At 69.6% G+C, this 20477-nt stretch carries 19 protein-coding genes; 7 read left to right on the forward strand and 12 right to left on the reverse strand.

Annotated features, from left to right (window positions below):
* Positions 1 to 21 precede the first annotated feature (21 nt).
* Positions 22 to 717, forward strand: a complete 696-nt coding sequence (locus tag ACFY2X_RS15215) for a TenA family protein (protein WP_389938121.1) — start codon at positions 22 to 24, stop codon at positions 715 to 717.
* Between the two features lie 42 nt (positions 718 to 759).
* On the opposite strand, the gene ACFY2X_RS15220 is transcribed toward ACFY2X_RS15215, so the two are convergent.
* Positions 760 to 1512, reverse strand: coding sequence for a MerR family transcriptional regulator (locus tag ACFY2X_RS15220; protein WP_389938123.1), 753 nt, complete (start codon positions 1510 to 1512; stop codon positions 760 to 762).
* Positions 1513 to 1598: 86 nt separating this feature from the next.
* Here ACFY2X_RS15220 and ACFY2X_RS15225 point away from each other — a divergent pair, with 86 nt between their 5' ends.
* Positions 1599 to 2918, forward strand: a complete 1320-nt coding sequence (locus ACFY2X_RS15225) for an amidohydrolase family protein (RefSeq protein WP_389938126.1) — start codon at positions 1599 to 1601, stop codon at positions 2916 to 2918.
* Positions 2919 to 3180: 262 nt separating this feature from the next.
* Here the strand turns inward: ACFY2X_RS15225 and ACFY2X_RS15230 are convergent, their stop codons facing one another.
* The 4 genes from ACFY2X_RS15230 to ACFY2X_RS15245 form a co-directional block, all read right to left on the reverse strand.
* Entirely contained in the window at positions 3181 to 3984 is an 804-nt protein-coding gene (locus ACFY2X_RS15230) for a DUF3618 domain-containing protein (protein ID WP_389938129.1), read from the reverse strand.
* Positions 3981 to 4382: a phage holin family protein gene (locus tag ACFY2X_RS15235; protein WP_389938132.1), complete on the reverse strand. Its 402-nt coding sequence runs from the start codon at positions 4380 to 4382 to the stop codon at positions 3981 to 3983. The genes ACFY2X_RS15230 and ACFY2X_RS15235 overlap by 4 nt, the downstream gene beginning before the upstream one ends.
* An 86-nt stretch (positions 4383 to 4468) precedes the next feature.
* Positions 4469 to 6394, reverse strand: a complete 1926-nt coding sequence (locus ACFY2X_RS15240; protein WP_389938134.1) for an ABC1 kinase family protein — start codon at positions 6392 to 6394, stop codon at positions 4469 to 4471.
* 60 nt (positions 6395 to 6454) lie between these two features.
* On the reverse strand, positions 6455 to 6970 hold the full coding sequence (locus ACFY2X_RS15245) for a GNAT family N-acetyltransferase (protein WP_389938137.1): 516 nt from the start codon (positions 6968 to 6970) through the stop codon (positions 6455 to 6457).
* A 245-nt stretch (positions 6971 to 7215) separates the two neighbouring features.
* Here ACFY2X_RS15245 and ACFY2X_RS15250 point away from each other — a divergent pair, with 245 nt between their 5' ends.
* Complete coding sequence (locus ACFY2X_RS15250; protein WP_389938140.1) at positions 7216 to 8628, forward strand: NERD domain-containing protein; 1413 nt, start codon at positions 7216 to 7218, stop codon at positions 8626 to 8628.
* 82 nt (positions 8629 to 8710) lie between these two features.
* Here ACFY2X_RS15250 and ACFY2X_RS15255 read toward each other — a convergent pair whose 3' ends face one another.
* The 7 genes from ACFY2X_RS15255 to ctaD all read right to left on the reverse strand — a co-directional run bounded on the left by ACFY2X_RS15255 (position 8711) and on the right by ctaD (position 14587).
* Positions 8711 to 9130 (reverse strand): VOC family protein, encoded by a 420-nt coding sequence (locus ACFY2X_RS15255; RefSeq protein ID WP_389938143.1) that lies wholly within the window; start codon positions 9128 to 9130, stop codon positions 8711 to 8713.
* 99 nt (positions 9131 to 9229) lie between these two features.
* Positions 9230 to 9385 (reverse strand): hypothetical protein, encoded by a 156-nt coding sequence (locus tag ACFY2X_RS15260; RefSeq protein WP_389938146.1) that lies wholly within the window; start codon positions 9383 to 9385, stop codon positions 9230 to 9232.
* 71 nt (positions 9386 to 9456) lie between these two features.
* The gene (locus ACFY2X_RS15265; RefSeq protein ID WP_389938148.1) at positions 9457 to 10395 is read right to left on the reverse strand and encodes a diacylglycerol/lipid kinase family protein; all 939 of its coding nucleotides are present in this window, start codon (positions 10393 to 10395) and stop codon (positions 9457 to 9459) included.
* Positions 10396 to 10482: 87 nt separating this feature from the next.
* Positions 10483 to 10887, reverse strand: coding sequence for a hypothetical protein (locus ACFY2X_RS15270; protein ID WP_389938151.1), 405 nt, complete (start codon positions 10885 to 10887; stop codon positions 10483 to 10485).
* A 14-nt stretch (positions 10888 to 10901) separates the two neighbouring features.
* A complete protein-coding gene (locus tag ACFY2X_RS15275; protein ID WP_389938154.1) occupies positions 10902 to 12044 on the reverse strand; it encodes an RNA-guided endonuclease InsQ/TnpB family protein in 1143 nt (380 codons plus the stop codon).
* A gap of 100 nt (positions 12045 to 12144) precedes the next feature.
* The gene (locus ACFY2X_RS15280; protein WP_389938157.1) at positions 12145 to 12600 is read right to left on the reverse strand and encodes a hypothetical protein; all 456 of its coding nucleotides are present in this window, start codon (positions 12598 to 12600) and stop codon (positions 12145 to 12147) included.
* A 313-nt stretch (positions 12601 to 12913) separates the two neighbouring features.
* Positions 12914 to 14587: a cytochrome c oxidase subunit I gene (ctaD, locus tag ACFY2X_RS15285; protein ID WP_389938160.1), complete on the reverse strand. Its 1674-nt coding sequence runs from the start codon at positions 14585 to 14587 to the stop codon at positions 12914 to 12916.
* 211 nt (positions 14588 to 14798) lie between these two features.
* On the opposite strand from ctaD, the gene ACFY2X_RS15290 reads away from it, so the two are divergent.
* From ACFY2X_RS15290 to ACFY2X_RS15305, 4 genes are all read left to right on the forward strand, one after another.
* A complete protein-coding gene (locus tag ACFY2X_RS15290; protein ID WP_389938163.1) occupies positions 14799 to 16160 on the forward strand; it encodes an FAD-binding oxidoreductase in 1362 nt (453 codons plus the stop codon).
* 126 nt (positions 16161 to 16286) lie between these two features.
* The gene (locus ACFY2X_RS15295; protein WP_389938166.1) at positions 16287 to 18107 is read left to right on the forward strand and encodes a serine/threonine protein kinase; all 1821 of its coding nucleotides are present in this window, start codon (positions 16287 to 16289) and stop codon (positions 18105 to 18107) included.
* A gap of 113 nt (positions 18108 to 18220) precedes the next feature.
* Positions 18221 to 18853, forward strand: a complete 633-nt coding sequence (locus ACFY2X_RS15300) for a TetR/AcrR family transcriptional regulator (protein WP_389938168.1) — start codon at positions 18221 to 18223, stop codon at positions 18851 to 18853.
* Entirely contained in the window at positions 18850 to 20433 is a 1584-nt protein-coding gene (locus tag ACFY2X_RS15305; RefSeq protein ID WP_389938170.1) for an acyl-CoA carboxylase subunit beta, read from the forward strand. Before ACFY2X_RS15300 ends, ACFY2X_RS15305 begins: the two co-directional genes overlap by 4 nt.
* The last annotated feature ends 44 nt before the right edge of the window (positions 20434 to 20477 follow it).

A 20477-nucleotide genomic window follows, 5' to 3' on the forward strand; every position in this document is an offset into this window, starting at 1 on the left:
TAGATCCCGAGGAGAAGCCCGGTGAGCCAGGTTGCCTACGACGAGTGGCGCGCGACCGCCGTCGACCCCGCTTTCAGCGAGTGGCTGCGGTCGAGCTGCGAGCCCGAGTGGACCGCGGTGGTGACCCATCCGTTCGCCGCGTCGATAACCCGGGGCGAGGTGTCCGACGGCGACATGCGCCGCTACCTGATCCAGGACTTCCAGTTCGTCGACTCCTTCACCGCGTTGCTCGGCGCGGCGGTGGCCAGCGCGGACAGCTTCGAGTCACGGGTGCCGTTCGGCCGGTTCCTGGGCGAGACCGCCACGACCGAGGAGAAAACCTACTTCCACCGCGCGCTGGCCGCCCTCGGCGCCACCCGGGCCGACATGACCCGCCCGCCGCTGGAGCCGGTGACGGCCGACTTCCGCGCCCTGATGGACGAGGCCAGGACCAGCCTGGACTATCCGCTCATCCTCGCGGTGCTGTGCGTCGCGGAGTGGAGCTACCTGGGCTGGGCGAGCCTCGCCGAGGAGCCGCTGCCGGAGAACTTCGTCCACCGCGAGTGGATCGACCTGCACGAGGGACCGGTGTTCCGGGCCTGGGTGAGGTTCCTGCGCGGCGAGCTCGACCGTCTCGGCCCGGAGCTCACCGAGGACGGGCAGCTGCGCGTTCTCGACTTCTTCCGCCGTGCCGTACGGCTGGAGCTGCGTTTCTTCGACATGGCCACCGGGGTCTAGAACCATCGCCCCTTGCGGCCCGGTCCGAGGCGGTCTTGTGGATCAGGTGCCCGATGCCGCCGCACAGGCCCGCTTGATGTAGTCGATCATCTCCGTGCCGGGGCCGCCTCCCTGGCGGATCTCCTGGTCGTGGTCGTCTCGCATGCGGTAAAGCGAGTCACGCAGTCCGGGATCTCCGCCGTCGAACATCTCGACCAGCCGCGTCCAGCGCCGCGCCAGTTCCTGGACCCGAGGGTCGGACGGATCGGTGTTCGCGTCCATTCTGGCCTGGACCTCCGCTATGAGTTTCGGCCATTCCGCCATCGCGTCGTTCATGGGCCGGTCACCGATGATGTCTCGCCGCCTGGCGAGGGAGGCGAGCTGTTCGTCGGAGAAGTAGCCGCTGAACGCCTGTTCCGTGGTGTTGACCTGCTCGATCAGGTCGAGCAGGTCGGGGGCTCCCGGAACCCCTTTCTCCTCGGCGGACCAGACCAGGAGCGACAGCCGGGAGCGCAGGGCGCGCATGGCGGCCATCTGCCGGTCGATGTGCGCCACGTGGTCGTGGAGCAGCCCGACGATGTCGGGCTCCCCATGAAGCAGCAGGGCGATCGACTCCAGCGGCATCCTGACACTGCGCAGGGTGATCACCGCGTAGAGCCTGCGCACGTCGTGCTCGTTGTAGATCCGGTGCCCGGACGGCGTCCGCGCCGACGGCCGTAACAACCCGATCCGGTCGTAGTGGTGCAGCGTCCGCACGGTCAGGCCGGTCAGGCCGGCCAGCTGCCCGATCTTCCATGTCGTGCCGGTCTCGGCCATCGCCCCTCCTCAGCCTCGTGGGGTCTCGTCTGCCTGCGCGACGGCAGGGTTGAACCTGACGTTTGGTCAGGTTTTAGCATCCGATCATGTCCACGGCAACGACTCTGATCAACATCCGCGTCTTCGACGGCACCCGGGTCACGACCGCGACCGCCGCCCGGTTCACCGGCCCTCTGATCACCCAGCTTGGCGACCGCGCCATCGCCGAGCCTGGTGACGTGCTGGTCGACGGCCATGGGGGCATGCTGCTCCCCGGGCTCATCGACGCCCATACCCACCTGCTGTCAGGAGCGCTGCACCAGGCACTGGCCTTCGGCGTCACCACCGAGCTGGACATGTTCAGCAAGCCGGAGCTGGCGCGCCGGCTCAGGCAACAGGCCGGTGTCCGTTCCGACATGGCGGACCTGCGCTCGGCCGGGATCGGCGCGACCGCACCGGGCGGCCACCCTTCGATGATGTACGGCGACTTTCCCTACGCCACCGGCCCCGAGCAGGCCGAGGAGTTCGTGCTGGCGCGGATCGCCGACAGCTCGGACTACCTCAAGATCTTCTACGACCGCGGTGTCAAAACGCCCATCCCGGTCCCCCAGCTGAGCAGGCAGACCTTGGACGCGCTGGTCAAGGCGGGACGCGCGCACGGCCTCACCGTCGTGGTGCACGCCAACTCGGCCGAGGCGGCCTCCGACGCGGTGGACGCGGGCGCCCACGGGCTGCAGCATGTTCCGGCCGACGGCGTGTTCGACGACGAGTTCGTGGAGCGGGTGGTTGAGCGGGGGGTGACCGTCACCCCCACGCTCGTCACCATCGAAGCCGCCCTCCGTCGGCAGAGCGGCGGGCTGCTGCTCGCCGATCCGGACCTCGGCCCGTTCCTCGGGGAGTTCTGGCGACGGCACCTCCTGCCCGCGCCGAACGGCTGGCTGGGCGAGGGCGGGCCGGACTACGACCTCGCGCTGGCGAACACGGCCAAGCTGATCGAGGCCGGCGTGGTGCTGCTCGCCGGGACCGACGTGCCGAGTCCCGGCACCGTGCACGGGGCGAGCCTGCACCACGAGCTGGAACTGCTGGTGGAGGCGGGGCTGCCGGCCGAGCAGGCGCTTCGCGCCGCGACGTCCGGGCCGGCCGCCGCGTACGGGTTGACCGACCGCGGCACCGTCGAGGTCGGCAAGCGCGCCGATCTCCTCCTGGTCGACGGTGACCCCACGGCCGACATCACGCACACCCGCAAGATCGTAAGGATCTGGCGGGGCGGGGTGGAGCACGACCGCACCGGATTCACCGGCAGCTCGGTGGAGCAGGTGCTGATCGACGCGTTGCGCGCGCGAGTTCAGCGCGTGATGGACGCGGTCAGGGAGTTCGTTCCAGCCGAGGCGTACAGGGCGATGAAGCAGCAAAGCGTGACCGGCTAGCCTCTCGCTCCTCAAATGCCCCCGCCCGGCCGTACGGCAGGCCTCGGGCGGGCGGAAAGGAGGGGGTCCGCCGCCCGCCCGAGAGGCGGTCAGATTACCTCGACGACCCTGATCTTGGCTCGTTCACCGGCACCGACACTCGGGAGGAGATCCCCGTAAGGATCTGCCGCACTCCGCCTCGGCCGCGAGGTCAGAGCGTCCGGCAACCGGCCCGGCCGAAGCCCGGAGGTGGGTTGATCACGGTATGACACCGTTTTCCGCCTCACCTCTTCTTCCTGCCGCGCCCGAGGATTACGAGCCCACCGCGCCCGAGGACTCCGGACCTGCCACGCCCGAAAACCCCGTGCCTGCCGTGCCCGAGGATCCCGGACCTGCCACGGTTCAGGATCCCGGACCTGCCGCACCTCGGTCCCCCGGACCTGTCGCGCCTCAGGACGCGGAACACGACGACGGCGAGCGCGGTCATCGCCGCGATGACCGTGGCGGGGCGCTTTCCCGCCTCGTGCGTGACCCTTCCCGCCATGTCCTTGAGCTCGACGGGGGCCTCCCTGACCCGCCCCACGACCCCGGTGGCGGTGGTGACCCCCATCCGGCGGAGGTCCTCGCCCATGTGCGCGGCGGCCTCCTGGACGCGGCCCTTCACGTCGGTCTTGTGGACCAGGGCCTCGACGGTGTCTCCGAGCTCACGGCGATCATTCTCGATGTCCCGCCGCACGGACTCCTCGCTCGTCTCGCCGGCCTCCGTCTCATCGGCCTCCGTCTCGCCGGTGACGCTCTGGGCGGCGGCGGTCCTGCCGGCGGCCTCCTCGCCGGCGGCGGTCTCCTCCGCCGGCCGGGACGTCTCGTCCCGGCCGGACGGCGGACCTCCGAGGTCCATGGGAGACCTCCCGCTGTGGCCGGACGCCGGAATCTCGGCCTCTTCGGCGGACGCGCCGAGGGGTGCGTTCGGGGGGATGTTCAGCGAGCCGCTCTCGTCCGGCGTGATGGGCTCGTCGACCCCCTTCCGGCGGGACCCGGTGGTCCCGGCCTCGGGGCGGGCGGGTGTTCCCGGATCGGTCTCAGTCATCGGTGTGCCCTCTCCTTCACCACATCGAGGTCGCGCCTGATGCTCTCCACGACCCGCTCGGGAGCCGGCGGGGCCACCTCGACCACCTGGCGCTTGCCCAGGAGGCCGAGAACGGCGGCCACGATCAGCAGCACCACGCCGACGACCGCCGCGGCGCCCCAGGCGGGCATCACCCGGGCGAGAAGCAGGATCGCGGCGGCCACCAGCGAGCCTCCGCCGAACAGGGCCATGACGCCCGCCCCGCCGAACAGTCCCGCGCCGATTCCGGCGTGCCTGCCCTTCTCGGCGAGTTCCAGCTTGGCCAGGCGAAGCTCGTCCCTGACGAGACGCGAGACCTCCTCCGCCATCTGCCGGATGAGCTCGGCCGTGGACATGGCGTCCTTGGGGTTGCCGGTCATGGCATGCCTCCCCCACGAGAAAGCTCCCTATGAGAAAGGCGCCTACCCTCTTCTGCCTCGGCGAATCTCAGGCCGGTGTGGGTGGTTCACCTGTTCGGCCGGAAGATGACCACCAGCACTCGCAGGGCCAGGATCGCGCTGATCACCAGCAGGTTGTAGCCGATGAGCTGGTACAGGCCCATGCCGCCGGGAACCTCCGGGCTGTTCTCCGTGCCGAGCAGCAGCACGGACATGAGGCCCGTGGTGGCCGCCAGCACGGTGAGCAGCACCTGGTGGAGCAACCCGGTGACGTGCCGCCGGTCGCGCTCGTCGGAGAACAGGCGCACGTTCACGCTGAACCGGCCGTGTTCGGCGGCACTGGCGATCCGCTCCACCCGGCGGGGCAGGCGGCGCAGCATGGGCAGCAGGCTGAGCGCCTCCTGCGTGACCGCCTCCCGGATCCGGTCGGGACCGCCCTGCTCGCTGATGTAGCGGACCGAGAAGGCGCGCGCCTCGGCGACGATGTCGAACCCCGGAGCCAGCCGGGCGAGTGTGCCCTCGATCGTCGCCAGCGCCCGGAACACCGCGGCCACCTCGGGTGGAACGGACAGGCCGTGCGCGGAGACGATCTGGAACAGCCGACCGAACATCTGCATGTCCGGCGCGACGCCGGTGACCAGGTGGCGGGCCATGAAACGGCCGAGCTCGCGCTCCAGCTCCCGCTCGTCGATCTCGTCGGGCCGCGACACGACCTCCAGCAGCGCGTCGCTCACCCCGAGCGGGTCCCCCCGGTCCAGCGCGCCGAGCAGGCGCTGCAGGGCCTCGCGCAGCAGGCCGTCGAGCCGTCCCACCGAGCCGTAGTCGAGCAGCGCCAGCCGCCCGTCGGCGAGCAGCATGATGTTGCCCGGATGGGGATCGGCGTGGAACACCCCGTGCAGCATGATCTGGCGGAGCAACGTGTCGAAGAGGGTCCCGGCGAGTTCCTGCCGGTCCAGCCCGTCGAGTACGGCGGAGCGGAACGGGGTGCCCTCCAGCCGTTCCATGACGAGCACCCGCCGCCCCGACAGCAGCGGGTACGGCACCGGCACGTGGACCGGCTCGCCCGCGGAGGCGGCGGCCACGGCGGCCATGTTGGAGGTCTCGACCCGGAAGTCGAGTTCCTCCCGCAACGCCTCGGCGAACCCCGTGGACAGGTCCACCACACCGAACGCGCGGCCCCATCGGGTACGCCGCTCCAGCGTCCGGGCGAGGCGGGCGACGATGTCGAGGTCCTGCTCGACCACGGTGGCGATCCCGGGGCGCTGGACCTTGACCACCACCTTCTCGCCCGTCTTCAGCCGGGCGCGGTAGACCTGCGCGATCGAGGCCGCGGCGAGCGGTTCCCGTTCGAACTCCGCGAACGTCTCCTCCACCGGCCCGCCGAGCTCGGCCACCAGCACCGGCTCGATCTCGGCCCACGGCGCCGAGGTCACCCTGTCCTGCAGCAGCCGCAGCTCCTCCACGAACTCCGCCGGAAGAAGGTCCTCACGGGTGGACAGGATCTGGCCGAGTTTGACGAAGGTGACCCCGCCGTCGTCGAGGGCCTCGCGCAGCGACCTGGCCAGCCGGGCCCGGCTGGAGGGCGCGCCGAGATCGGGGTCCCGGCCGCGCAGGTAGGGGCCGAGGCCGTGCCGTACGAGGATCCGGGTGATCTGAAGGTAGCGCCGTGAGCGGGCGATGCGGCCGCGCAGCCCTCTGACCAGCTCCAGCGGCCCCGGCAGCGATCCCGGCGGCACCAGCGTCTCGGCGATCACCAGGAACACCAGCCCACCGAGCAGCGTGCAGATCACGGCGAGGATGAGAGACCACACGGACGTGACGCTGGCATCGTTCGGGCTCACCAGGCTCTTCGTGAGCGGCCCGCCGATCATGAACACCAGCATTCCGGCCAGTAGCGTGCGCACGACACCGAACCGCAGGTCGAGCAGCCGCCGCGCGACCAGCGCGAATCCGAACATCACCACCAGAACGGTGATGATGATGATTCCGGTCATCAGGAGATCCACGTTTGTCCCGCCCGTTTTGCCCGTAAAGGTGACGGCGGACAGACTAGATCATGCGTGCGAGAGTGTGTGGAGATGGACCTCGACGGTCTCGTTCTCCTCGTCCCACGACGGCTCACGGAGAAGCCTGGTCAGCGCGAACCCGCCCTTCTGCGCGACCCTGCAGGAAGCGGCGTTCTCCGCGGCGTGCCGCAGGTCCAGCCTCGACAGTTCCATGCAGGCGAGCGCCCATCGCCCGACCGCACCCAGCGCGTGGCCGGCCACGCCCCGGCCCCGGGCCTCGGGCAGGACCCAGTACCCCACCTCGCCGACCCCGTCGGCGACGGTCCTGACCCTGATGTTGCCCAGCACCTCGCCGGTGGTCGCGTCCGCGATCGCGAACGAGGGCGACGAGCCGTCGGCCCATCCCTCGACCCGGTCGGCGATCCACTCCTTCTCGTCGGGCTCCGCGGGGGCGCCGGGCGGCGCCCACCGCCGGATCTCCGGGTCGCGCAGCGCCCGCGCCACCACATCGGCGTCGCTCAGGCGCCACGGCCGGAGATGGAGCGTGCCCGCGGTGATCTCCATGGGTTCCACATCGGCCGAGCCTATCCCGCCGTCGCTCCGCGGCCGGACCGGACCGGCTCGGCTCGGCTCGCAGGCGACCCCCACCGGCGCCGCGAGGTGCCGGGACGGTCGTTCTCCCGCGACCGGGACACATCATGATCGTAGGTATCCTTGGCCTGATCGAATGGCGAAAAAGCAGGGAATACGCGCGAAAATAAGACCCTTGTCCTAAGGCAGGACATGGCGAGAAGGGCGGCGCGCTAGAGATGGCACAGATCGTCGGCGGCGGACGTCCGGTCAACGACGCCGAGCGCCGGGTCATCGCGCATCTGAGAGACAACGCCCCCGACGACTGGCTGCTGCTGCACAACATCGAGGTGCCGCGCGATGACGACACCTTCGAGGTCGATGTGATCGTCCTGACCGGCCACTCGCTCTGCGTCATCGACGTCAAGGGCACGCGCGGCCGGATCGAGGTCGCCGGGACGCGCTGGTTTCCGGCCCGGCGGGAGGCGTTCGGCTCTCCGGTCGCCAAGCTCCGCGGCAACGGTCGCGCGCTCAAGGGCCTGCTCACCCAGAAGCGCCGTGAACTGGAGCGGGTCTACGTCGACAGCGTGGTCGTGCTGACCGGACCCGACGCGGAGCTGGTCGACCCGGCCGGCCGTGACTCGCGGCACGTCACCGGCCTGTCCGGCCTGGTGGGCATGCTGAGCGACGTCTCCCGGGTAAGGCGCGGTTACACTCCGGACGCCGGGCCGTACCGCACCGCGATCATCGAGGCCCTGAACGGCAGCGTGCGGCGGTCCACCACGCCGCCGCGGTTCGGCAACTGGGAGGTGGAGGAACAGCTCGGCGGGGACAACCGGGTCACCGAGTATCGCGCGATCAACGCGACCGTCCCGGGGAGCGAAACGGTCCTGCTGCGGGTGTACCGTGCCGATCCGCTGGCCGAGGAGGAGCCGCGCGCGGCCGAGCGGCGGCTGATCACCAACGCCTACCGGTCCCTCACCAGGATCCCCCCGCACCCGTGCGTCGTGCGTTCCCGCGACTTCTTCGCCATCGACGACGAAAGCCGGTTCGTGCTGGTCCTGGACGACGTGCACGGGCAGGCGCTGCACCTGCACCTCACCGGCTCCCGGCGGGCGCTGCCCGTCGGCTCCAGGCTGGACATGGTGGAGGACATGCTGCTGGGTCTCGCCCATGTCCATGCCAACAACGTCATCCACCGGGCGCTCAGCCCCGCCTGCGTGCTCGTGACGGAGGGCGGCCGGGCGATGCTGACCGGATTCGACTACGCCAAGCCCGGACCTCGCGCGCACACCGTGGCCGGCGAGCTCCCCAACGTCCTCGACATCCATTACGTGGCGCCCGAGTGCCAGGCCGCGCCCGAGCGGATGACCGCCGCGTCCGACGTGTACGCGGCCGGGATGATCGCCTTCCAGCTGCTGACCGGCGAACTGCCGCCCGCGGGCCCGGACGCCGAGACCGTCACGGGCGACGTTCCCGCGGAGGTCATGGACGTGCTGCGGCGCATGCGTGACCACACGCCCGGCAAGCGCCCGGACGCCGCCGAGGCTCTCAGCGACCTGCGGCGCGCACGCCAGGGGCTCTCCCCGGAACGGGAGCCCCTGCTGCTCGACAGGCTCCGCGGCAGATGGCGGCGCATGTCCGGGCGGTAGACGTAGGCGAAGCGAAGGCGAACCGCGGGCCCGCCGGTGTGAAAGGCGGTGAGGCTGCCGAGGACCGGGGCGTCCGCCGTCCTCAGTCGTAGTAACGCGCCTCGATCACGTTGCCGTCCGGATCCGTGAAGTAGAACGTCTGCGGCGCGATGCCGCGGGCCCCGAACGACTTCTCCATCGTGATCGGTATCTCGTTGCCGTTGTCCTCCAGGCGTCGCCGCAGGGCGTCGTAGTCGTCACGGCCCATCGCCAGGCAGATGTGGTTGACCGGGTGCCCGGCCGTGCCCTCGGCACCCGGCTGGGCGTTCACGGACGCCGCCGACGAGCGCGCGACCAGGTCGATGATCGAGTCCGCCGAGACCCTCACGCTGGGGAACGGCGCCCTGCCCGCGCGGAACTCCTCGACCCGTTCCCCGGCGAGGCCGACGACCGCGGTGTAGAAGTCCACCGACCGGAGCTGGTCGTCTACCCAGATCACGACGTGGTCCATTCGTGCCTGCATGGTCGGCCTCTTGTTTCGCTGTGGGACCTGCGGTGGCGGCTCCGGTGGCCGGGCGCCGTGCCCGCCGGGCGTCCCCGGCGGGCACGGCGTGCGAGTCCCCTAGTGCCGGGACCCGCCGACGTGGAAACGGTTCATGAGCCGGCGCACCTTTGGCTGGTTCCGCAGGTCGCGCCCCATCGCCTTCATCTTTTCGACGTTCCTGCGCCCCTGGGGGCTGTCCAGGTAGTGCCGGATTCGGTCGACCAGAGATGCCATACGTCCTCCAACCCTTCTGGAGGGACGCCTACCCCGGGGAACCAGATCCAATCAGGAGCCGCCCGGGAGCCTCAGGAGTCGACGAAGTGGTCCGGGACCATCACGCGCAAACCGTTGGGGACGGTCCTGATGGTGATGGGGGTCATCAGGCGGACCTCTCCGTCGACGTCGGCGGCCATCGGGGGGTCCGTCTCCAGGTGCATCTCCCGCCCGACCACGAAGGGACCGCCCGCCAGGCTGCTCCAGCGGCCGGTGGCGGCCCGGATCAGGGTCTCCACCACCAGCCTCAGGCGCTTGCCGGAACCGAGCTGGTAGGCGACCAGCCGGCCGTTGTCGATGCTGATGTCCTTGGCCACCTGCCAGCCGCCGTGGAACCGCCCGTTGGCGATGTTGAGCTGGTGGGTGAGCAGCTCGTGACGCTGGCCGTCCACCGTGATGACGGCGCGGAACGGCTGGTGGCGAGGGAGGATCGTCAGGGCGGTGAGCGGGTAGGCCGGGCGGCCGAGGATGCGCTTGAGCCAGGGCTTCACCTTTCCGGCCACCTCGACGGAGACGCCGAAGCTGGCCAGGTTGGCGAACTCCCGGTCGCCCGCGACGCCCAAGTCGATGTCGGCGACCTTGCCGGTGCGGAACACCCGGATCGCGCCCTGCAGGTCGAGCGGCAGGCCGAGGCTCCGGGCGAAGTTGTTGGTGGTCCCCAGGGGCAGCACGCCGAGGGCGACGTCGCGGTGGGCGACGTGCTTGACGGCGGCGCTGAGCGTGCCGTCGCCGCCACCCACCACCAGCAGGTCGGGCTTGGCCTCCAGGACCGCCTCCAGCGTGGCGCGCAGGCGCTTGGGGTCGTCCAGGGGGACCAGGCGGATCGGTTCGAAGCCCTCGGCCCGGAGCGTGCGGACCACCTCCGGGTAGAGGCGGCGGCCACGGCGCGAACGCGTGTTGACCACCACGCAGATCCGGTGCCCGGTCCTGACGGCCTCGGTGTGCTCGGCCTTGCTGCGAAGCTCTCCCACGCTGCCCCTCTTCGATCGGATGGCCCCGGATAAATCGTAGGGCCCCGCCGTCGGTGACGGCGGGGCCCGGTGACCGGCCGGCCGGGATTACTGCTTGGGCGGGGTCACCTGGACGATCGCGCCGAGGTTACCCGGAAGCGGGGTGAGCAACCGGAACTTCACGCCCAGGGCCTTGCCCTCGTCGCCGGGGTTGCCCGTGCCGAGGACGTGGCCGCCGCCCATGTCGGTGCCGTACAGCTCGGTGGCCGGGGTGCCGTCGACGTTGACGACCCGGGTGCTGTAGGGCTGGTCACCCTTCGACGGGACGACCACCGAGGCGTCGAAGTCGCGGTAGCCGAGCTTCCCGTCCCGGACCTCCATGCCGGGGTACCAGGTCTTGGCGTCGGTGAACTCCGGAACGCCCGCCTGCGCCTTGAGCTTGGTGCAGTACTCGGTCAGCTTCTCGGCCCTGAAGGGACCGAGCTTGCAGCTCCTCGCCGTCGATGGCGTCAACGGTCCGGTCCGCGTCAGGCAGCGTGACTCACTGCCCAGCCCGCCTCACCGCGCAAGGCGATGTTGCGGGCCGCGTTGACGTCGGCGTGCTCAGCGAAGCCACACGACGTGCAGGTAAACGTTTCCTGGTCGGGCCGGTTGCCGGAGTCCACATGATGACACCTGGAGCACTCCTGCGAGGAGTACGCCGGATCCACATGGATTACCGCGACCCCGGCCCGGGCCGCCTTGTAGGCGAGGAAGGCTCCCAACTGGTGGAAGCTCCAGCTGTGCAGGGTGACCCGCTGGGGCTTGCGAAGCCGTACCCGGTCACGGATCCCGCCCAGGTCCTCCAGGGCGATCCCGCGGCCGGTGCGTTCTGCCTCGGTCACGATCTGCTTGGCGATCACATGGTTGACATTCGCGGCGAACCGGGCCTCCTTGCGGCGGCGCCGTTTCAGCAGCCGCCTGGCGGATTTGGTGGCCTTGGCCTGCAAGCGGCGGCGCAGCTCACGATTGCGGTGACGGACCGCCTTCAGGCCCCTACCGCTGTAGCGGACTGCGTCACTGGTGGTGGCGATGTTGGCGATCCCCAGGTCAACGCCGAGGAAGCCGTCCGGGACGGCGACCGGGACATCCGCCACCTCGACCGTGGCATACAGGTACCAGCAGCCGTCCCGCCAGATCAGGTCAGACTCACCCTTGCGGTGCTTGGCCAGCAGGGCCAGCTGCTGGGCCGAGCCGGTGAACGCGAGGCCGCGCAGCCGCCCGGCGGTCGTCCAGATCGACACCGTCCGGTGCCCGTGCTGCCAGGACAGGCACCGGTCGTCGTACGGCTGGGCCGCGCGGGGGCGGAAGGAGATGGGTTTGCTTTCCGCTTTGACTCGCCGCGCCGATCCCGGCTTGCCGAGGCGTCCGGCGGCCAGGTTGGTGTGCAGGGTGCGGTAGGCGTCGGCGACCTTTTTGATCACGTGCTGGGCGGCCTGCGCGGCCAGTCCGAAGGCGGCCTTGATCTGCTCGTAGGTATGTTTGCGCAGGTCGAAGTTGCGGAAACACCGCTGCTGGTAGGCGATCCGTGACACGAGGTCGGCAGCCTGGTTGGCGGCGCGCAGGGTGGCCTCCAGTGCCGCCGCCTGTTCGGGCGTCGGCAGGAGCTTCACCTGCACCACCAGCCTCACAGTCGACCATGCTGCCATGAGGCCCATGTCGCCGTGAGGGAAACCGAATCCCAATATCCGGCGGGGTCGCAGCGTGGTCTGCTGCCCGCCCATGGGGTCTTCACGCTCTCGGTATCGGCGCAAGGTGTTCACCGACCAGATAAGGAAGCGATTCTCCCGGGCGTGAACGACCGGGAGAATCGCTAGAAAGGCTGAAGTCCGGCACCCAGAAGCTGTTGTTGTCCTTGTGCGGCAGTGACGCCGGGTCGGGAATCTTGTTGCGCAGCGGGCCGTTGAGCAGCGTGCCCGGCGGCTCGGTGACGCACTCGGCGGGGTCCTCGCTGTCCACGCTCGCGGGACGCCTGAAGCCGGAGAAGTCGTCGTCGGCCTTGTCGTTGAACTCCACCAGCAGCGTGAGCAGCTTGGCCGTCCTGACGGTCTTCGCCTTCTTGAACAGGAAGTCCGCCGGGTTGAGACCGGTCCTGATCGCCTCGGCCTCGCGGGCCGCCAACACTCGTGCGGCGGCGGGGTTGCCGACGGAGAACTTCTGGTCGATCTTCCCGGACTCGCTGGTCATCCTGCGGGCCCCTCCGCGTCTGCTGGACCCTCTGCTGATCAACGCTTACCCTCCCTGCCCGGGTTCGCCGGGCGCGGACGTCCCCGGCGCGCCGAATGCACGCGCCGAGCGGGACGTTAGACGAGAAGGTAAAGCGGAAGTAAAGCCGCCAAATGATGTTGTGAAACCGTAACTCATCACCATTTGTCAGAAGATAGTGATGATTTTTGCTGTGATCGTCATGAACATCGTTCCGCACCAGGTCAGCACGGGGCGATATGCGACGGCGCCCGGCGAATGCCGGGCGCCGTGGGAGGCCGTACGGAGGGCTCAGTCAGATCTCCTCGTGGGGGGCGGTCGGGTCGAGCTGGCGCGGCTGGGCTTCCACCCTGGGGTGGTGCAGGTCGAAGGCCGGGCGCTCGGACCGGATCCGCGGCAGCGAGGTGAAGTTGTGCCGCGGCGGCGGGCAGGAGGTCGCCCACTCCAGGGAGTTGCCGAAGCCCCACGGGTCGTCCGCGGTCACCCTCGGCGCGTGACGGGCGGTCCACCAGATGTTGTACAGGAACGGCAGCGTGGAGACGCCGAGCAGGAAGGCACCGATCGAGGAGACGACGTTCAGGTCGGTGAAGCCGTCGATCGGACTGTAGTCGGCGTAGCGGCGCGGGAAGCCCTGCGCGCCGAGCCAGTGCTGCACCAGGAAGGTGGTGTGGAAGCCGATGAACAGCAACCAGAAATGGATCTTGCCGAGGGTGTCGTTCAGCATCTTGCCGGTCATCTTCGGCCACCAGAAGTAGAAGCCGGCGAACATCGCGAAGACCACGGTGCCGAAGACGACGTAGTGGAAGTGGGCCACCACGAAGTAGGAGTCGGTCACCTGGAAGTCCAGCGGCGGTGAGGCCAGGATGACACCGGTCAGACCGCCGAGCAGGAAGGTGACCAGGAAGCCGATCGAGAACAGCATCGGCGACGCCAGGGACAGATGCCCCCGCCACATGGTGCCGACCCAGTTGAAGAACTTCACCCCGGTCGGGACCGCGATCAGGAAGGTCATGAACGAGAAGAACGGCAGCAGCACCTGGCCGGTCGGGAACATGTGGTGGGCCCACACGGTGACCGACAGGCCGGCGATGGCGATGGTGGCGCTGACCAGCCCGATGTAGCCGAACAGCGGCTTGCGGCTGAAGACCGGCAGGATCTCGGTCACGATGCCGAAGAACGGCAGCGCGATGATGTACACCTCGGGATGGCCGAAGAACCAGAACAGGTGCTGCCAGAGCATCGCCCCGCCGGTGGCCGGGTCGAAGGCGTGCGCGCCGAGCTTGCGGTCGGCCAGCAGGGCCAGCAGGGCGGCGGCCAGCACGGGGAACGCGATGAGCACGAGCACACCGGTCAGCAGCACGTTCCAGGTGAAGATCGGCATGCGGAACATCGTCATGCCGGGCGCGCGCATGCAGACGATCGTGGTCATGAAGTTGACCGAGCCGAGGATCGTGCCCAGACCGGCCATGGCCAGGCCGGTGATCCACAGGTCGCCTCCGGGCTGCGGGGAGAAGTTCCCACGGGACAGCGGGGTGTAGGCGAACCAGCCGAAGTCGGCCGCGCCTCCGTTGGTGGTGAACCCGATGAGCGTGATGATCCCGCCGAACAGGAAGAGCCAGTAGCTGACCATGTTCAGACGCGGGAACGCCACGTCCGGCGCGCCGATCTGCAGCGGCATGACCACGTTGGCGAAGCCGGCGAACAGCGGCGTGGCGAACAGCAGCAGCATGATCGTGCCGTGCATGGTGAACAGCTGGTTGAACTGCTCCCGGCTGACGACCTGGAGCCCGGGAGAGAGGAGCTCCGCCCGGATGATCAGCGCCATGACGCCGCCGATCAGGAAGAAGGCGAACGACGTGATCAGATAGAGATATCCGATGATCTTGTGGTCGGTCGTGGACAGCCACGACACGAGCTTCGATCCCTTGGCGCTAGGCGCAAGCGCGGGTCGCTGCTGGACAGTCGTCACAGCTGGCTCCCTCCCGTCGGGCAACAGCCGGGATACGGCGAGGCCCCTCCTGCCCATCCCCCATCAACCACTTGCCCGTCTTCCACGAGGCGGACACTACTCGCAGGCAATTACAATCTTGTCCAGTTAACTTGATATGTCGATTTTCAGCAATAACCCAGACATATGGGACATGCAATGGCGGTGCAATCAAAAGCCTTACAGTTCCTTTGTGACCGCTATCGCTGAGCTTGCCGCCGCACTCGCACCGGGGAAGGTCCTGACGGACCCCGATGTGACCGATTCCTACGCACGGGACCGGACCTTCCTGGAGCCGGGTAAGCCGCTGGCCGTCGTGCTGGCCGAGACCCGGGACGACGTGGTCGCCGTTCTCCGGTGGGCGACCGGGCACCGGGTGCCGGTGGTGCCCCGCGGGGCCGGGACGGGACTGGCGGGCGGGGCGACGGCTGTCGACGGCTGCGTCGTCCTGGCACTGCACAAGATGAAGGCGATCAGGGAGCTCTCCCCCGCCGACGAGATCGCCGTCGTGGAACCCGGTGTCATCACCGCGGACCTGGACCGTGCGGCCCGCGAGCACGGGCTGATGTACGCGCCCGACCCCTCCTCCTACGAGATCTCCACGATCGGCGGCAACCTGGCCACCAACGCGGGCGGGCTGCGGTGCGTGAAGTACGGCGTGACCCGTGACTCGGCGCTGGGTCTTGAGGTCGTCCTGGCGGACGGACGGATCCTGAACACCGGCAGGCGCACGATGAAGGGCGTCACGGGCTACGACCTGACCGGGTTGTTCGTCGGGTCGGAAGGGACGCTCGGCGTGATCACGGCGGCCACCGTACGGCTGCGCCGGGCGCCCTCGGTCTACCCGGCGACGATCGCGGCCGAGTTCACCTCCCTCAGGGACGCCGCCGCCGCGGTCGCGGCGATCATCGCGGCCGGATGCCAGCCGTCGTTGCTGGAGATGCTCGACCGGGCCACGCTCAAGGCCCTCGACGACTGGAAGAACATCGGGCTGGAGGCGTCCACCCAGGCGATGCTGATCGCGCAGGCGGACGGGGCGGACGGCCCGGCGGTCTCCGAACGCATGTCGGAGCTGTGCACCGCGAACGGCGCCTCCTTCGTGGCGGTGTCGTCATCCCAGCAGGAGGCCGAGGAGCTGATCGGGATCCGGCGGATGGGCTTCCAGGCCGTGGAAAGGCTCGGGAAGTGCCTGGTGGAGGACGTGTGCGTGCCGCGGTCCGCGCTGCCGTACATGATCGAGAAGATCGAGGCCATCGCGGTCCGGCACGAGGTGACGATCACCACGGCCGCCCACGCGGGCGACGGCAACCTGCACCCCGTCTTCATCTTCGACCAGGACCTGGCCGAACCGCCGCCGAACGTGTGGGCGGCGGCCGACGAGGTCTTCCGGGAGGCCCTGGAGATGGGGGGCACGCTCACCGGCGAGCACGGGGTCGGCCTGCTGAAACGCCGGTGGCTCTCGATGGAGGCCGGGCCGGTCTCCGCGGAGGTCCACCTCGGGATCAAGCAGCTCTTCGACCCGCTCGGCATCCTCAATCCCGGCAAGGCCGTCTGAGCCCCGAGCTGCTGATATCCGCCTCTCAAATAGAGTCGGTTTTCGGCAGATCGTCCGTATCTTCTCCCACACTGGTAGCGTTCTGCACCACGCAACCCAATTGAAGGCTTTTGTCGGAGGGTCATCGTGGTGCAACCACTCACGGGGGAGGATCCTCAGCGGCTGGGCCCGTTCGAGCTGACCGGCCGGCTCGGGGAGGGCGGCCAAGGGGTCGTCTACCTCGGGCAGGGACTGGCGGGCGAGCAGGTCGCCGTCAAACTCCTCCATCATGGACTGGCGGCGGACGCCGAGGCCCGGGCGCGGTTCCTGCGGGAGGTGGCGGTCGCCCAACGGGTGGCCCGGTTCTGCACCGCGCCGGTGCTCCACGCCGACCTTGTGGGTAGCCAGCCGTACATCGTCAGCGAGTACGTGCCGGGCCCGTCCCTGCGCCAACTGGTCGACAAGGAGGGCCCGCGGCGCGGTGCCGCGCTTGACCGTCTCGCCATCAGCACGGCCACCGCCCTGTCGGCGATCCACCGCGCGGGAATCCTGCACCGGGACTTCAAGCCCGCCAACGTGCTGATGGGTCCCGAGGGCCCGGTGGTGATCGACTTCGGCATCGCCAGGGCACTGGACTCCCCCGGGACGACCGCGACGGGGACGGCGATGGGGACGCCGTCCTACCTCTCCCCCGAGCAGCTCAACGGGGGCGAGGTGACGCCCGCGGCCGACGTGTTCGCCTGGGGCGTCACGATGGTCTTCGCCGCGACCGGGACACCCGCGTTCGGCCAGGACTCCATCGCCGTGGTGATGAACCGGATCCTGACGGTGGAGCCGGACCTGCGCGGGCTGGAGGGGCAGCTGCGCGAACTGGTGGCCGCGTCCCTGTCCAAGGATCCGTCGCAGCGACCCACCGCCGAGGAACTCGTCGGCCATCTGATGGGCTCGACGATCCCTTCTCCGGCCCGGCGCGAGGTCCCCGCGTCCGCCGCCGCGCCAGGGCCCAACCCGGCACAGCCGGGCCCCTCACAGGCCGCACCGCCCCAGCCCGGCCCCTCGCAGCCTGGCGCCTCACGGTCCGGCGCCCCACAGCCTGGTGCCTCACGGTCCAAGCCGAAGGCGCGGCGGCCGGTCGGCCTCCTGCTCGCGGGGGTGGCGGCCGTGGTCGCGCTCGGCGCGGCCGCGGGGGCCGTGGTGATCCTCAACGGGGACGGGAAGGCCTCCGCGATGCAGACCACGACGACGGAGCCCTCCCCCGTCCAGAAGGCCGAGGAGCCGGATCCGACGCTCACCCCCGACGTCCCGCCCTCGGAGTGGGAATCTCCCGAGCCGGAGAAGAGCCCCTCACCCACCACCAAGATCCACATTCGCGTCACGCGCGATCCGATCCCCGGGACGACCACCGGTCCGGTCCACCGGCCGACCGCCGAGCCGACCCACCGGCCGACCAAGAAGGCGGGCGGGGATTCGGGAGACCCGACCTCTGACCCCGATGACGAGGTGGGGCCGGAGACGCCGGTAACGGTCGAACCGTCGTCCGTCTCCACTCCCCCCGCGAAGCCGACGACCAAGCCAACAGCCAAGCCGACGACCAAGCCGACGGCGACGGCGACGGCGAAGCCCAGTCCCAAACCGACGAAACTGAACCCCTACACCGCGACCGGCGTCTGCGGCGCGGGTTACCAGGTGATCGACTCCCACGCCCTCGGCAACGCCGCGACCGTCTACCTGCTCTACAGCTCCGCCGCGGGCAAGAACTGCGTCGTCACCATCTCCAAGTACGAGATCCCCGCAGGGATCAAGATGAACGCGACGCTCCAGGTGCAGGGCGGCGCGTCGGCGAGCAATCCGGGTGTTTTCAAGAACTACGCGGGCCCGGTGCGGCTCCCCGCCGCCAAGAAGTGCATCGTCTGGGGAGGCCTGCACGGCGGGCTGTACTGGTACAGCGGCATGAGCCACTGCGGCTGATCTCTCCTTACCGGACTTCAGGGAGTCTCCTCTCACGGTTTCCGTGACGAGGAGGCTCCCTGAGTCGTTTCCGCCTCTGGCAGTCGCCCTGCCGATCCGCTAACTTAATTGACGTGATCGTCAAGTCTGAGACGCTGACCAGCCGCGGCAGGCGGACGCGAGCCGCGCTCGTCCAGGCCGGGCGGGAGGCGTTCGAGGAGCATGGTTTCGACGCCGTGCGCGTCGACGACGTCTGTGCCCGGGCCGGGGTCTCGCACGGCACCTTCTACACCTACTTCGGCTCCCGGGAGGACCTGTTCCGCGAGGTGGCCGGCACGGTGGTGGGCGAGATGTTCACCGCCAGCGTGGTCGGGCCCGCCGTCCCCGACGAGCCCTACGCCCGGATCGAGGCGGCGAACCGGCTCTACCTGCGCGCCTGGGCGTCGAACTCCCGGCTGGTGCGGATGCTGGAGCAGGCCGCGACCACCGACGACAGCTTCCGCGGGCTCCTGCTGGAGCTGCGCGAGGTCTTCGTGCGGCGAGGCGCGGAGGGGCTGCGCCGCCTGCAGGAGCAGGGCCTGGCCGACCCGGCGCTGGACCCCCGGCTGACCGCCGTGATGCTGGGCGGGATGGTGGAGCACTTCGCCCGCGTCTGGCTCGACCTCGGCGAGCAGGCCGACGAGCACGACGCCGTCACCCTGCTCACCACGTTCTGGGCCCGAGCCATCGGCCTGACGCCAGCGTCAACAAAGGGAGACGTTTCATGAGCCGGCTGGACACCTCCGGAGACGACTATCTGGCGCGGCGCGAGGCGATGCTGGCCAAGCTGTCCGAGCTCGACGCCGAGCAGGCCAAGGCGGTGGCGGGCGGCGGCGAGAAATACGTCGAACGGCACCGCCGGCGGGGCAAGCTCCTGGCCCGGGAACGGATCGAGCTGCTGATCGACCCCGACTCGGCCTTCCTGGAGCTCTCGCCGCTGGCGGGCTGGGGCAGCGACTTCCCCGTCGGGGCGAGCGTGGTCACCGGGATCGGGGTGATCGAAGGCGTCGAGTGCGTGGTCGTCGCCAACGACCCGACGGTGCGGGGCGGCTCGTCCAACCCCTGGACCCTGCGCAAGACGCTCCGGGCCGCCGACATCGCCTTCCAGAACCGGCTGCCGCTGGTCAACCTGGTGGAGTCCGGCGGGGCCGACCTGCCGACGCAGAAGGAGATCTTCATCCCCGGGGGCCGGATATTTCGTGATCTGACCCGGCTGTCGGCCGCGGGAATCCCGACCATCGCCCTCGTGTTCGGCAACTCCACGGCCGGCGGGGCGTATGTCCCCGGAATGAGCGATCACGTGGTCATGGTGAAGGAGCGCGCGAAGGTCTTTCTCGGCGGGCCGCCGCTGGTCAAGATGGCCACCGGGGAGGAGTCCGACGACGAGTCTCTCGGCGGCGCCGAGATGCACGCCCGCGTCAGCGGCCTGGCCGACTATCTCGCCGTCGACGAACACGACGCGCTGCGCATCGGGCGGCAGATCGTCAAGGGGCTGAACTGGCACAAGCTCGGGGCCCCGGCGCGGGCCGTACGAGATCCGCTGTACGACGAGGACGAGCTGCTGGGAATCGTGCCGGAGGACCTGAAGATCCCCTTCGACCCGCGGGAGGTGATCACGCGGATCGTGGACGGCAGCGACTTCGACGAGTTCAAGCCCCTCTACGGCGCGAGCCTGGTGACAGGGTGGGCGCGGCTGCACGGCTACCCGATCGGGATCCTGGCCAACGCCAGGGGCGTGCTGTTCAGCGAGGAGGCGCAGAAGGCGGCCCAGTTCATCCAGCTCGCCAACCAGGCGCGCACGCCGCTGGTCTTCCTGCAGAACACGACCGGCTACATGGTCGGCAAGGACTACGAGCAGGGCGGCATCATCAAGCACGGCGCCATGATGATCAACGCGGTGTCCAACTCGGCCGTTCCGCACATCACGATCGTCATGGGCGCCTCCTACGGCGCGGGTAACTACGGCATGTGCGGCCGCGCCTACGACCCCCGGTTCCTGTTCGCCTGGCCGAGCGCGAAGTCCGCCGTCATGGGTCCCGCGCAGCTCGCCGGGGTGCTGTCCATCGTCGGCCGGGCCGCCGCCCAGGCCCGGGGCCAGGTCTACGACGAGGAGGGCGACGCGGCGATGCGCGCGATGGTCGAGGCGCAGATCGAGGCCGAGTCGCTGCCGTTCTTCCTGTCCGGGCGTCTCTACGACGACGGGGTCATCGACCCCCGCGACACCCGGACCGTCCTGGGCCTGTGCCTGTCAGCCGTCAACAACGCCCCCGCCCCGGAGCCCGCGGGCTTCGGCGTCTTCCGGATGTGACCGTGTCCATGACTGACTCACCCGCTCCTCGCCCGCTCCGCGGG

This window comes from Streptosporangium sp. NPDC000396, from assembly GCF_042898655.1.
Lineage (GTDB): Bacteria > Actinomycetota > Actinomycetes > Streptosporangiales > Streptosporangiaceae > Streptosporangium.

Coding starts and splice junctions, on each gene's coding strand:
- ACFY2X_RS15220 (WP_389938123.1), bottom strand. CDS start 1,512: ATGGCCGAGACCGGCACGACATGGAAGATCGGGCAGCTGGCCGGCCTG.
- ACFY2X_RS15225 (WP_389938126.1), top strand. CDS start 1,599: ATGTCCACGGCAACGACTCTGATCAACATCCGCGTCTTCGACGGCACC.
- ACFY2X_RS15230 (WP_389938129.1), bottom strand. CDS start 3,984: ATGACTGAGACCGATCCGGGAACACCCGCCCGCCCCGAGGCCGGGACC.
- ACFY2X_RS15235 (WP_389938132.1), bottom strand. CDS start 4,382: ATGACCGGCAACCCCAAGGACGCCATGTCCACGGCCGAGCTCATCCGG.
- ACFY2X_RS15240 (WP_389938134.1), bottom strand. CDS start 6,394: ATGACCGGAATCATCATCATCACCGTTCTGGTGGTGATGTTCGGATTC.
- ACFY2X_RS15245 (WP_389938137.1), bottom strand. CDS start 6,970: ATGGAGATCACCGCGGGCACGCTCCATCTCCGGCCGTGGCGCCTGAGC.
- ACFY2X_RS15250 (WP_389938140.1), top strand. CDS start 7,216: ATGGCACAGATCGTCGGCGGCGGACGTCCGGTCAACGACGCCGAGCGC.
- ACFY2X_RS15255 (WP_389938143.1), bottom strand. CDS start 9,130: ATGCAGGCACGAATGGACCACGTCGTGATCTGGGTAGACGACCAGCTC.
- ACFY2X_RS15260 (WP_389938146.1), bottom strand. CDS start 9,385: ATGGCATCTCTGGTCGACCGAATCCGGCACTACCTGGACAGCCCCCAG.
- ACFY2X_RS15280 (WP_389938157.1), bottom strand. CDS start 12,600: ATGACCAGCGAGTCCGGGAAGATCGACCAGAAGTTCTCCGTCGGCAAC.
- ACFY2X_RS15305 (WP_389938170.1), top strand. CDS start 18,850: ATGAGCCGGCTGGACACCTCCGGAGACGACTATCTGGCGCGGCGCGAG.